The sequence below is a fragment of the Alteromonas macleodii genome (assembly GCF_903772925.1).
In the GTDB taxonomy this organism is placed as follows: domain Bacteria; phylum Pseudomonadota; class Gammaproteobacteria; order Enterobacterales; family Alteromonadaceae; genus Alteromonas; species Alteromonas macleodii_A.
Genome location: NZ_LR812090.1, coordinates 583,677 through 596,259 on the forward strand (window position 1 = coordinate 583,677; position 12,583 = coordinate 596,259).

The 12,583-nt window shown below is 46.1% G+C and carries 9 protein-coding genes; 2 read left to right on the forward strand and 7 right to left on the reverse strand.

Annotation, left to right across the window (positions count from 1 at the left end; genetic code table 11):
* Window positions 1–75: 75 nt before the first annotated feature.
* From truD to PCAR9_RS02735, 7 genes are all read right to left on the reverse strand, one after another.
* A complete protein-coding gene (truD, locus tag PCAR9_RS02705) occupies window positions 76–1,161 on the reverse strand; it encodes a tRNA pseudouridine(13) synthase TruD (protein ID WP_179982288.1) in 1,086 nt (361 codons plus the stop codon).
* A complete protein-coding gene (gene ispF / locus PCAR9_RS02710; RefSeq protein ID WP_269475051.1) occupies window positions 1,158–1,631 on the reverse strand; it encodes a 2-C-methyl-D-erythritol 2,4-cyclodiphosphate synthase in 474 nt (157 codons plus the stop codon). Before ispF ends, truD begins: the two co-directional genes overlap by 4 nt.
* Window positions 1,631–2,389: a 2-C-methyl-D-erythritol 4-phosphate cytidylyltransferase gene (ispD, locus tag PCAR9_RS02715; protein ID WP_179982289.1), complete on the reverse strand. Its 759-nt coding sequence runs from the start codon at window positions 2,387–2,389 to the stop codon at window positions 1,631–1,633. Before ispD ends, ispF begins: the two co-directional genes overlap by 1 nt.
* Before the next feature lie 5 nt (window positions 2,390–2,394).
* On the reverse strand, window positions 2,395–2,685 hold the full coding sequence (ftsB, locus tag PCAR9_RS02720) for a cell division protein FtsB (protein WP_179982290.1): 291 nt from the start codon (window positions 2,683–2,685) through the stop codon (window positions 2,395–2,397).
* A gap of 99 nt (window positions 2,686–2,784) precedes the next feature.
* Window positions 2,785–4,500, reverse strand: a complete 1,716-nt coding sequence (locus PCAR9_RS02725) for a TIGR03545 family protein (protein WP_179982291.1) — start codon at window positions 4,498–4,500, stop codon at window positions 2,785–2,787.
* Between the two features lie 332 nt (window positions 4,501–4,832).
* On the reverse strand, window positions 4,833–6,455 hold the full coding sequence (locus tag PCAR9_RS02730; RefSeq protein ID WP_179982292.1) for a methyl-accepting chemotaxis protein: 1,623 nt from the start codon (window positions 6,453–6,455) through the stop codon (window positions 4,833–4,835).
* Between the two features lie 204 nt (window positions 6,456–6,659).
* Window positions 6,660–7,118, reverse strand: coding sequence for an Lrp/AsnC family transcriptional regulator (locus tag PCAR9_RS02735; protein ID WP_179982293.1), 459 nt, complete (start codon window positions 7,116–7,118; stop codon window positions 6,660–6,662).
* A gap of 177 nt (window positions 7,119–7,295) precedes the next feature.
* On the opposite strand from PCAR9_RS02735, the gene PCAR9_RS02740 reads away from it, so the two are divergent.
* Window positions 7,296–8,342 (forward strand): zinc-dependent alcohol dehydrogenase family protein, encoded by a 1,047-nt coding sequence (locus PCAR9_RS02740; protein WP_179982294.1) that lies wholly within the window; start codon window positions 7,296–7,298, stop codon window positions 8,340–8,342.
* Between the two features lie 297 nt (window positions 8,343–8,639).
* The gene (gene putA / locus PCAR9_RS02745; RefSeq protein ID WP_179982295.1) at window positions 8,640–12,437 is read left to right on the forward strand and encodes a bifunctional proline dehydrogenase/L-glutamate gamma-semialdehyde dehydrogenase PutA; all 3,798 of its coding nucleotides are present in this window, start codon (window positions 8,640–8,642) and stop codon (window positions 12,435–12,437) included.
* Window positions 12,438–12,583 lie beyond the last annotated feature (146 nt).

Consider the following 12,583-nt stretch of genomic DNA (forward strand, 5'->3'; position numbering starts at 1 on the left):
GCGTACTTTCCTTTATTTTTATTCACAGCTACGCGAGGTAAAATCTGTTGCGCGCCACACTTTTATCAATACTTTTTAAACCCGGTTAATGGGGGATAAGGTCTCCACGCATTCTCTAAGGACCGAGGTTGCAAAGCAGCCGCTCGGAAGCGCAAACGAGATAGTAAATGTATCACCCTTACTCTGCCATTCAAGCTGTGAAGGCCAAATTTTTATCGCTCGGCGCTCTTGTTCGAACCCGCATTGACTTAAAAAATCGATAACTTCACTATTTTGCGCAGCAACAGACTGCTCCAATGCTAATACGTCAGCTTGCGTAACGAGTGCACCTTTACCCCAAAGTGGCGCTGAAGGGCACACGTCTTTTGCAGTAAAGCGACGTTGTGCATCTTGTTGCTGTTCTGAGCCTTCAGCACCTTCATTAATGAAAAAGCTATTAGACCCGGAAAGCACCAGTGCATCGCCTTGGTTTACTTTATCAAATGTTCCTTTTTCAAGGCGCGTTGAAAGCATTTCATTGAACAGCCAGCTGCGTAAAGCAGAAAGTGCCATAGAGCGTTTGTTACGGTGCCTAATGGTTTCACCATTTACCATGCGTTCGGCCATTACCAGGTTTCCGCCACGCTGCACTTCACCCATATCATTTAAGCGCATTACACCAAAGCGTTGCTCGCCGTAGTAATTAGGTACCCCGTGCTCTGCAATTTCTTGCAAACGCTCTTCAATAGCTTCTGGGTGTAATACCTGACGCAAGGTAATCGTGAAGTGATTGCCTTTAAGCTGACCCGTACGCAGCTTTTTGTTATGGCGCATTTGTTTGAGTACTTTAACGCCTTCCAGTTCGAAATTGCTAAAATCGAAATCAGGTTTGCCTGGGGCATGTATGCCAAACCACTGTTGTGTTACTGCGTATTTATCTTTACGACCAGCATAAGTAATTTGGCGTAGTGGCAAGTTAACGAAGCGCGCAAGCTGTTCTGCCACAAATGCGGTATTTGTGTTGGTTTTTTCAATAAACACAAATTGGTGCTCACCTTCACCGCAGGGTGTATAGCCTAAATCTTCAACAACTTGAAAGTCGTCGGCTTGGAATTTAAATATGCCAGTAGATACAGGCTTTGTGAAATAGTACTGCCAGTGATCAGTGTTTAAGGGCTTCATAGTTTTTCCAATAGCACGACAGCGTGAGAGGCAATGCCTTCTTTGCGGCCGGTATAACCGAGTTTTTCCGTTGTCGTTGCTTTTACATTAATGTCGTCAAGCGCTACATTACAGTCTTGCGCGATAATCTCGCGCATAGCTTTAATATGTGGGGCCATTTTCGGCGCCTGCGCCACTATCGTCATATCGGCATTGCTTAACTTGTAGCCTTTTTCTTTCACTACATTCACAACGTGGCGCAACAGTACGCGACTGTCTGCACCTGCGTAGGCATCGTCTGTATCAGGGAAATGCTTGCCAATATCACCAAGTGCTGCCGCACCTAGCATTGCATCGCAAAGTGCATGAAGCAATACGTCGCCATCAGAATGTGCCACAAGGCCTTGTTCGTAGTCGATGCGCACGCCACCTATGGTGATGGGGCCGTCGCCGCCAAATTTGTGTACATCAAAACCGTGTCCTATTCGCATTATAAATTTGCCTTTTGATCTTGCGCGCTTTGGCTTTGCAGATTGTCGCCTTGCGCGTTAAATTTTTGCTTAAGATAGAATTCTGCCAGAGGAAGGTCGGCTGGGTGGGTAATTTTTATATTAGCAGGGCTTCCATTAACCATAGCTACTTTGTAGCCAGCAAGCTCCATAGCCGACGCCTCGTCAGTAATCGCTGCACCTTTCGCTAAACCTTCCTGAAGGGCTTGCTTTAAAAGTGTTGCGGGAAAGAACTGTGGCGTTAGCGCGTGCCACAGGCCATCTCTGTCCTCGGTGTGAGAAATGATATTGGTGTCGGTATTCGTATCAAGCGCAACTCGCTTCATAGTGTCTCTAACGGGGGTTGCCAGAATACCGCCGGCAACCGACTCATTGTCTGTTAAGGCAATAAGCGCTGAAATGTCGTTCTTTTCAATACAGGGGCGGGCTGCATCATGCACTAAAGCCCAGTCATTCTCGCCCAAAGACATGATGCCGCTAAGTACGCTGTCTGCCCGTTCTTTGCCACCGTCTACCACATGAATTGGTTTTTCCCTCAGTCCATAGGTATCGAAGTATGCATCGCCTGGACTGATGGCCACCACAACCTCGTCAACTAACGGATGGGTTAACAATGCGTCTATGGTGTGTTCAAGAATGGTTTTACCGTTTAAGGTAAGGTACTGTTTGGGACGGTCGGCTTTCATGCGGCTGCCAACTCCGGCTGCGGGGATAACCGCAACAACGCGGGGCGATGTCATTTTATTCACTTAGCATCTGCGGGCAAAATACGGTAAAAGGTTTCTCCCTTTTTAATCAAACCGAGTTCATTTCGCGCTCTTTCTTCAATGGCTTCTAGTCCAATTTTTAAATCGCTGATATCAGCTTTAAGTAACGCATTGCGCTGAGCAAGATTCGCGTTTTGAAGGGCTTGTGTATGAACTTCTTGTTTTCGGTTGAAGTAATCGGGAATACTATTTTTTCCAAACCATAGTCTGTATTGCAATAGACCAAGAAGTACTATTAACACAATGGGAAGCCATTTACCTTGTAACACAGATTCACCTGACAATATGGTTAAGCGGAAAAAAAGCAGAGGCGCTATGCCTCTGCTGTGTTGTATTATGCCGCGAAGCAGCGCCGAGTCAAAGGTGCATTATTCACCCTGACCAAATTTACCCTTCAATTTATCAAACAGTTTACTTTTTTGCTGCTCGACAACGTTGTTAAGCTGAGCTTGAAGTAGTTCCTGAAGGGCTGCACTGTCACCTTGGGCTGCGCTAAGCATACTGTTTACGTCAACAAGCTCACCAGATAGAAGGGACTGCTCGCTACTTATCATATTGTTGAGCTTAGTATTTAACTCGTCTAGTCTATCTTTCTGACTAGCAGTAAGCTGCGAAAGTGCTGCTTTTGCAAGTTTATTGTCAAGGTCAGACTTGATGTTAAAGCCAGGGTCTGAAAGGGTGCCATCAAGCAACATGGTCATGTTCAGACTACTTAAGGTTTGCAGTGCCTGCGCGATCGCGCTGGTAATATCACTGGTGCCAGTGGCTTCCATAACAAGCTGCTGTAGGTCGACTTCGCCGGTACCGGTAAGCATGTTATCAGTGACTTTCATCGAGCCATTGGTTTTCATTAGCGCCGATTTAAGCACAGCATTTAGTGTTTCATTGCCGCTAAATGTAATGTCAGACATATTCACACCGGCTAGCTCCCATACCTGGCTAGCATCAACACCTTCACCGTCAATCCAAAACTCACCGCTAGAGGTAAACGACTTTAATAAATCGCCAGCCGCTTCAATGGTGAAGGTGGTAGGGTTACCAAATACTTCGTGAACGTTAGTAATATTGTTCCACTTGCTCGTGATAGATTCGTTTTGCCATAGTACAGAGACATTAGCCTCTTTTACTAAAATTGAGGGTACGTCAGCAGGCGCTTCGCTTTTTTCTTCGCCCTGTATAAGCGGCATAACTATTTGCATCGCCGCCATCAGGTATTCGGTGTATTCCGCTGCTTTATCGCCAAATACAAAATAGGTTACCTGAGAAAGGGCGGCCTGATCGCCAGCAATAACACCTTTAAGTAAAGCATAGTCTTCCTGAGGTGCTTTTTTGAGCGCTTCAACACTTGCACTTAAGGCCTGTTTTGCATCGCTAGCCTTTTCAGTGAAGTTGCTAATAAGCGCGCGGTCTACCTGCATTTCTTCTTTCAGCTTATCGAATGCTGACTTCGCTTGAACCAGTGCCTGCGGGTCTTTGTAGTTTGTTTCTTTTAGCTGAGCGACCTGCGTTTTGTAGTACTCAATGCGCGATTTATCAGGCAAAGATTCATAATCATCTTTAAGGCCTTTGCCATACGTTTCGTAGGCAGACTTGGCATTTTCGATGGCTGCGGTCGTTTTTAGCGGGTTGCGTGCAAGTAGTTCATCAACCGTAGGCACGGCCTCTTTCGCTTTCGTTTTGATTTCATCGAACGACAGTGAGCGCTCTGGAACGCGATAAACTTCACCTTCTGACTCACGCTTGGTATCAAACTGTACTTCTAAAAGGTTTAGGTTATTAACAATAACCTGATCATCAAGCAGTGGCTTTAACTCGACGTCCGCATTAGCTTCACCTACAAAAACTTGGTTGTGAGATGGCTTGGTTGGGTTGGTTAGCGCGATGCCTTTTAGGGTAACGGTAGTGGGGAAAAGAGAGTGGTCGAATTCGTCAATATTAACTTCGGCGCCGTATGATTCCCCTAATTTTGATTCAAGAATAGATTTTATAATGGTGTTGGCGAACAAAAAGTACACCAAGAATAGCAACACGAAAAAACCGGCAACCCATAGTAAAATAGGCTTCCCCTTAGAACCACTACTCATATTCAACTCCTTGATTTGATACGCGTCTAACGTTACAAGCGCTTAAGCCATTGCCACATTGCGATAGCATAGCCGATTACCTAGAAGAAATCGGCACTCGGCCACTTAATGTGATTCTGAGTGTAATGCACTCAGGCCTTTTGTTCCACAGGCAGAGCTTGTCACTAATGGTTTAAGAGCGTCTAAATGCTACAAAGTTTCGTTCTTAGTATCGAAAATAATCGCATTTGAAGTTCGAGTTAAAGCAAGGAAAGGACATGAAGAAAGGTATGAGCGGCCTGAACATGCGCGAATTGATTCGCGGGCTCTCTAGGCCGCGGTCGAAAAGAGGTTTACAGCTTAAAACGGTTTGCTATATCCATAATTGCCAGACAACTGCTTTTAAGTGCTTGGCTTGCAGCTGCCAGTTCATCTGCTGTTTTCAAACTACTATCAGCAGCACCCGACAACGCATTTATTCGCACATTTGCTTCAGTGGCGGCTTCCGCCTGCTGTTCAGTGGCTCGGGCAATTTCACTGCTCATATCCGCAATTTCCGTCATCAGGCGGTCAGCTTCCTGAAGGTTCTGGTTCGCTTGTATGGCATTGTCTACCGTTTTGGTTGACGCAGACTGACTGATTTGTACTGCGTCTACCGCACTTTTCGCGTTACTCTGCAGCTTTTCAATCATAGCTTGAATTTCATCAGTACTTTGTCCGGTTCGACTTGCCAAGGTGCGAACTTCATCTGCTACTACGGCAAAGCCCCTTCCTTGTTCACCGGCTCGAGCGGCTTCAATAGCGGCATTAAGTGCGAGTAAGTTGGTTTGTTCCGCGATGCCTCGAATTACGTCAAGCACAGCTCCGATACTGTCTGTTTGTGCAGCAAGTTCAGTCACCACGGTGCTCACGCTCTCTATATCAGAGGTCAACGAGCGGATATCTTGTACTGTACTATCCACCACTGCTGCACCGTTTTGAACGTTCCCTCGGGCACGACTTGTACTCTTTTCTGCAGAATCCGCATTACTGCTGACATCGTTAATCTGCGTTGTCATTTCTTCCATTGCTGCAGCAACCTGCAGCATATTCTCGTTTTGTGTTTGCGCTTGTGCATTACTATTTTGGCTGGACGTCTCTACGAGTTCAGCTTGCTGGGTAAGAGAGCTGATATTTTCGCGAATACCCAGCAAAGATTGACGCATTTTATCGGTGTACTCGTTAAAGTAGCGGGCTAACCGAGTAACTTCGTCTTGCCCAGTTTCAGGAAGAGAGCGAGTGAGGTCGCCTTCTCCCTGAGAAATATCTTTCATCCGTTCAGACACTTCTTGGACAGGCTTTACTATGCTTCCGCCTATCACATAAACCAGCAATACAACTAATACAATGCTCACTAGGCAAAATACCAAGATTAGGTTGCGAAGGTGCGCGAACTCTTCTTCAAGGTTTGTAAGGTAGATTCCTGAACCGACAGTCCAGCCCCACGGTTTAAATTCTTTTACATAAGAAATTTTGTCAGTAGGGGTTTCTTCGCCGGGAAGAGGCCACACGTAATCGACAAAGCCGTCCCCTTGCGCTTTAACTTTCTGCGCCATTTCTATAAAAAAGGCTTTGCCGTTTCCGTCTTTAAATGTTCTTAGGTCTTTACCATCGAGCGCCGGCTTAATGGGATGCATAACCATAGAGGGGGTTTGGTCTTGGATCCAAAAGTAATTGCTGCCGTCATATCGCAGCTTCTTTACCGCTGCTAACGCCTGTTGTTTAGCCGTAGCCTCGTCTACGTCGCTACGCGCTTCGAAGCTAGCGAGCATAGTGTGAACTACTTCAACCAAGTGTTGGTTTTCGTCATAGGACTTTTGTTTTAAAGCTTCATAGTGCCTGTTTAAGACAACAGCGGTTAGCAATAAAAACAGCAGAGTAATTAGGGCAACAATAATGCCCAAACGTTGAATTAAACTAAATTTTCGTAACCACATTGGCAAATACCTATCTACTTATATTTTTGTTTTTTTATAGTGTAGACGGTTTTTTATTTTCTACTTTAAAGCCTAGCTTAAAATAAGCATGCCTTGTGAAGACGAAAAGGCAGAGCATGAATATTCGCAATTGCCTTTGTGGAGAGACGGGCGTAAATGTGTGGCCCGTCGCGCTGGGATAATCTATAGGTGTTCAACACTCGCTCAGTTAGCGAGTGGGAGTCGATTTGATGACTTAAGTTCTCTTAGCGAAATGCTTGATGAAATATCTGATATGCCCGGTAGTTTTCGTAATACACTATCTACAAAGTGACCGTAATCGTCTAAGTCTTTCGCTACCACTTGTAGCAAAAAGTCAGCGCCACCAGTGGTATTGTGACAGCTTAATACATTGTCGCACCGTTGAATAATATCAATAAAATCATTTGTCGTTTTTGTGTCATGAGCAATATAGGTGAGCTGGACAAATGCCAACACGCCATAGCCTAATTTACGTTTGTTTAAGTTCGCTTGGTAGTTCTCGATGTACCCCTCGCTTTCTAATCGCTTTACGCGCCTCCAACACGGGGTTTCACTCATATTTAGCATTTCAGCCAGTTTGGCATTTGAAAGTTTTCCGTCTTGCTGAAGCAGCGCTAAAATTTTCTTATCAACATTATCCATGCATTTCTCTACGCTCAATTTGGCAGGTTCTTTCTTTTATTTGACACCATTTAAAAGCTTCTTTCAATTTTAACAGCTTAGACCAAGCAAAAAGCAAGGTTATTTCTTAACTATTAGCGTAATCTTTACAATTGTCTTTGGGTGTTTATTGAACATATTTTTAAAAGGGCCGTAATTATGAAAGCAGTAGTATTTGAAACGTTTGGCGGAAAATTAAATATTCAGGACGTAAAGAAGCCCACGCCTAAATCTCACGGGGTAGTGATTCGTGTAAAAGCCACAGGTGTGTGCCGCAGCGATTGGCATGGTTGGATGGGGCATGACGATGGAATAAGTTTACCTCATGTACCAGGTCATGAATTTGCTGGCGTTGTAGAGTCCGTTGGAAGCGACGTAAAGCGATTCAAAGCAGGCGATAAAGTGACAGTTCCTTTCATTAGTGCGTGTGGAAGATGTTCAGAATGCTCTTCGGGTAATCATCAAGTATGCGGCAACCAAACACAGCCGGGCTTTACTCACTGGGGCTCGTTCGCAGAATACGTAGAAATCGACTTTGGTGATGTTAACTTGGTCCACCTTCCTGAAGAAATAGACTTCGTGACTGCAGCTAGTTTGGGTTGCCGTTTTGCTACATCGTTTAGGGCAGTGGTTGATCAAGGTAATGTGAGCGCTGGGCAATGGGTTGCTGTTCATGGCTGCGGTGGCGTTGGGCTATCCGCTGTGATGATTGCATCAAGTATTGGTGCCAACGTTATTGCCGTCGATATTTCAGACGACGCATTAGCATTGGCACAAAAATTAGGCGCTGATGTAGTGATAAATGCTAAAAATGAAAAGGATGTGTCTGCGACAATTAAGCGCCTCTCATTAGGCGGTGCGCATGTGTCAATTGATGCATTAGGAAATCCCATCACCTGTGTAAACTCGGTAAATAGCCTAAGAATGCGCGGTAAACATGTACAGGTTGGTCTGCTTTTAGCTGAACAATCGACGCCGCCCATTCCTATGGATGCGGTTGTAGCACACGAGCTTGAAGTGATAGGTAGTCACGGTATGCAGGCGTATCGCTACGAGGCCATGTTTGGCATGATCACAGCGAAAAAGCTGAACCCCCAAGCACTGATTGGAAAGATAATTTCACTTGAAGGTGCGCCAACAGCGCTCTCTGAGATGGACAAATACTCGCAACCAGGCGTGACTATCGTTTCTTTTGATGAAAAGTAAAAAGCAGAGACGATTCAGCGACATGTAAAATGTCACCTAACGCAATGAATACGTAGCTTGACAGAGAAAATGAAAAACTTTGATAGTGGGGGCTTGGCAGGGCATTTTTGTGTGCTACTATCCGCGAAATTTTGGCCCCGTCGTGATCTTCATCCAAAAGTATAAAGTTTAAAGAAGAACGACAGGTCAATGCAGGGTTACGACTTTGCTTGTTATTTAGCCGCTTCCATGTAACCGTGGGCAGTCATACACGGCGGGAACGCTTTTTGTTACAGCTATTTCTATGAAAGGGTTGCAATGCTCATTAACGACACACTTCATACAACATCACCCCTACGCCAGCGTATAAGAGACTACTATCGTATTAGTGAGTCAGTGGCTGTGGACCAGATTCTTCCTATCGCCGAGGTCAACCCGCGTGCGCGAAGTCGTGCATGGGAACGCGCACGTAAGATGGTACTTCAAATTCGCCGGGAGCAAGAGGGACACGGTGGTGTTGATGCACTATTAAATGAATACTCGCTATCTACAGCAGAAGGTGTGGTATTGATGTGCTTGGCTGAAGCCTTGCTACGCGTACCAGATAAAGCTACGCAAGATGAACTTATTCGTGACAAGCTGTCTCAAGGGCAGTGGACACCGCACTTAGGCAATTCAGAATCTTTATTTGTTAATGCATCTGCCTGGGGCTTATTGTTCACCGGTAACATGGTGAACTATGCCGACAAGCGCAAAAAAGAACAGTTTGGTTTGCTAAAGCAAACGCTAGGTCGCCTAGGTGAGCCAGTTATCCGCCGCGCAATGAACATTGCTATGCGTGTTATGGGTCGCCAATTTGTTATGGGCGAAACCATTGAAGATGCGGTAGAGCGCGCTAAAGAAAAGGAAACTAAAGGCTACGTATACTCCTACGATATGCTAGGTGAAGCAGCCCGGACAATGGCTGACGCTGATCGCTACTATGAGTCATATGAAAAAGCGATTAAAGTTATCGGTAAGGCGGCCAATGGTCGCGGACCAAAGCGCTCGCCAGGTATTTCTGTAAAACTTTCTGCTATTCATCCTCGCTTTGAGTTTTCTCACCGCGAACGGGCCATGGTTGACATTCCACCGCGCTTAAAAGCCTTGTGTATGATGGCGAAAGAATACGATATTGGCTTAACCGTTGATGCGGAAGAAGCCGACCGTCTTGAGCTTTCTATAGATATCATAGAAGCCGTATTTCGCGACGAAGATTTAAATGGTTGGACAGGCTTTGGCTTGGCCGTACAGGCCTACCAAAAACGCGCAATCCACGTTATAGAACACTTACGTGAACTTACCCTTGAGGTAGGTCGTCCGCTAATGGTGCGTTTGGTTAAAGGTGCCTATTGGGATACTGAGATTAAGCTTACCCAACAAGCGGGCCTTGAAGAGTTCCCTGTATTTACCCGTAAGTCGTCAACAGATGTGTCATACCATGCCTGTGCGAATCGCTTACTTGAGTATCGCGACACCATTTACCCGCAGTTTGCCACTCACAATGCCTACACAGCGTCTGTGATTGTTGAGCTTGCTGGTGACGACAAAGAAGGTTTTGAGTTTCAGTGTCTGCACGGCATGGGCGATACCCTGTACGATCAGGTGGTAACACAGGATAAGATTCAGTGCCGCGTGTATGCGCCAGTTGGCGAACACGAAGACCTATTGGCTTACTTGGTGCGCCGTCTTCTTGAAAATGGTGCGAACTCATCATTCGTTAACGCTATCGTTGATGATGAAAAGCCAGTTGAAGCGTTACTTGAAGACCCAGTAGAGAAAACTCAACGTTTGAAAGTTCGTTATAACAAGCTAATTAAAACCCCACGTGGGTTGTATGCGCCAGAGCGCGACAACTCGCGAGGCTTAGATCTTACCGACACCAATGCGGTAACGGCGCTTAAACACGAGCTTGAGCGCTGGCAGGATTACTACAAAGTAAAGGGTGAAGTACCAGAGGGTGCAACAGCAGTACTTAGCCCAACAGACCACAATGACGTGGTGGGTTATCACTACTATGCAAAACCTGATGACATGCGTAAGGCGCTAGATGAAGCTGACGCTGGGTTTGAAGCATGGTCTAAACGCGATGTCAGCGAACGTGCTGAAATTCTTAATCGTACTGCTGATGCACTTGAGCGTCACATGGCTGAGCTTATCGCTATCTGTATGCGTGAAGCCGGTAAAGTGGCTCAAGACAGTATTGATGAAGTGCGCGAGGCGGTTGATTTTTGTCGCTATTATGCTGCGCGCGCCGAAGAGCTTGCTGAAGATCAGCGCTTAAAGCCGCGTGGTGTTGTGCTTTGTATCAGCCCTTGGAATTTCCCACTGGCCATATTCTTGGGTCAAGTTACGGCTGCACTGGTAACAGGTAACACCGTTATTGCCAAGCCCGCCGAGCAAACCAGCATGGTTGCCAAGCGAGCGGTAGATATTATGCATTCGGTAGGCTTACCGGAAGACGCACTGAAGCTTATCGTATCACCAGGTAAAGAAGTGGGTGAAACCCTGCTACCAGATGAGCGCATTAGAGCTGTTATGTTCACAGGCTCAACGCAAACCGGTACCTTAATTTCACAGGTGCTTGCAGAGCGTGGTGGTGAGCAGGTACCCCTCATTGCAGAAACGGGCGGCCAAAACTGTATGATAGTTGATTCAACCGCATTGCCAGAGCAGGTGGTTGATGATGTTATTCATTCGGGTTTCCAGAGTGCTGGTCAACGCTGTTCAGCACTTCGCGTCTTGTTTGTACAAGAAGAAATTGCTGATGACCTTATCGATATGCTAATCGGTGCCATGAAAGAGCTTACCGTTGGCGACCCAACACAGCTTGCCACCGACGTTGGCCCTGTGATTGATGAAAAAGCGCTTAAGAGCCTTACTGATCATCAAGATTACATGAAAGACAAAGCTAAGTTGCTTTATCGCAACGAAATGCCAAAAGGTTTTGAAAACGGTACTTTCTTTGCGCCGACTTTGTATGAAATCAAAAACATTGATGTGCTTGAAAAAGAAGTGTTCGGGCCAGTGGTGCACATTGTTCGCTTTAAGTCGAAAGACCTCGATGGTGTACTAGAGCAAATTAACGGTACAGGTTACGGTCTGACTATGGGCATTCACTCGCGAATTGAAGAACGTGCTAACGAGCTTGCTGCGAAAAGCCGCGCGGGTAACGTATATATTAACCGCAACATGATTGGTGCTATTGTTGGCGTACAGCCCTTTGGTGGCCGTGGCCTTTCTGGCACAGGCCCCAAAGCGGGTGGTCCAAACTATCTACCTCGCTTAATGATGGAACGCGCAACGCCTAAGCCTTCGCGCATTGACGATGTGGACGGTACCGATGCAGCGCTTGTAGGTGATGAAAAAATTGCTGAGCGTGCCCACGTCATGATGGACAAGGCAAAAGCGGTGGAAGTACAGTGGCGTCATACGCCGCTTAATGACCGCATTTCCATGGTACGTCAGCTTTTAGCAAAAATTGCGAAAGTAGACATTGTTGACGAGCTGGCTGACGACTTAAACCGTACGCTTGCAACGGCGCGTCAACAGCTAACCAGTGTTGAACGCAAACTTGCCAAGCCGCAGGTATTGCCAGGGCCTACAGGTGAGTCAAACAAACTCTATCTAGAGCCCCGCGGTATCTTGGTATGTTTCGCCGATAAAGAGGTAACCTTTGAATACTGGTTGTTGTCAATTGTGACGGCGCTATCAACGGGTAACCCGGTAGTATCGGTGGTTTCTGAAATTTTCTACGAAGAAGCAGTAGAGATTCAGAACAAGTTTGAATCAACGGGAGCACCGAAAGGCTTGTTCCAAGTGGCACGTCTAGCGCATTTAGATACCTTGTTGATGGATGAGGACTTGTCTGGCGTAGTGGTCGATTCTGGTACTGATCGTACCGCGCGTATTACTGCAATGCTCTCGTCACGTGAAGGGGCTATTTTGCCAGTAATCACGGCTGAGTATAACGATAACCTTATTCAGCGTTTGATGACTGAAAAAGCTATCAGTATTGATACAACGGCGTCAGGTGGTAACACATCACTAATGACCCTTGTTGAAGATGATGAATAAGCTCTGGATCTTTTCACCAGCGGCTATCTAATAAAGCTGTTGTTTTCACACTAAATACGAATTAAAGGCCAGCGCTGTATAGCGCTGGCCTTTTCTTTTCTTGCCATTCTACCTCTTTTGTACCTTTCTAGGTTTTTCTAAGCCTT

Bases quoted from the DNA above. Each gene is read 5' to 3' on its own strand.
- ispF (WP_269475051.1), bottom strand. From the start codon at position 1,631: ATGCGAATAGGACACGGTTTTGATGTACACAAATTTGGCGGCGACGGC.
- truD (WP_179982288.1), bottom strand. From the start codon at position 1,161: ATGAAGCCCTTAAACACTGATCACTGGCAGTACTATTTCACAAAGCCT.
- PCAR9_RS02735 (WP_179982293.1), bottom strand. From the start codon at position 7,118: ATGGATAATGTTGATAAGAAAATTTTAGCGCTGCTTCAGCAAGACGGA.
- PCAR9_RS02730 (WP_179982292.1), bottom strand. From the start codon at position 6,455: ATGTGGTTACGAAAATTTAGTTTAATTCAACGTTTGGGCATTATTGTT.
- ispD (WP_179982289.1), bottom strand. From the start codon at position 2,389: ATGACATCGCCCCGCGTTGTTGCGGTTATCCCCGCAGCCGGAGTTGGC.
- PCAR9_RS02725 (WP_179982291.1), bottom strand. From the start codon at position 4,500: ATGAGTAGTGGTTCTAAGGGGAAGCCTATTTTACTATGGGTTGCCGGT.
- PCAR9_RS02740 (WP_179982294.1), top strand. From the start codon at position 7,296: ATGAAAGCAGTAGTATTTGAAACGTTTGGCGGAAAATTAAATATTCAG.
- putA (WP_179982295.1), top strand. From the start codon at position 8,640: ATGCTCATTAACGACACACTTCATACAACATCACCCCTACGCCAGCGT.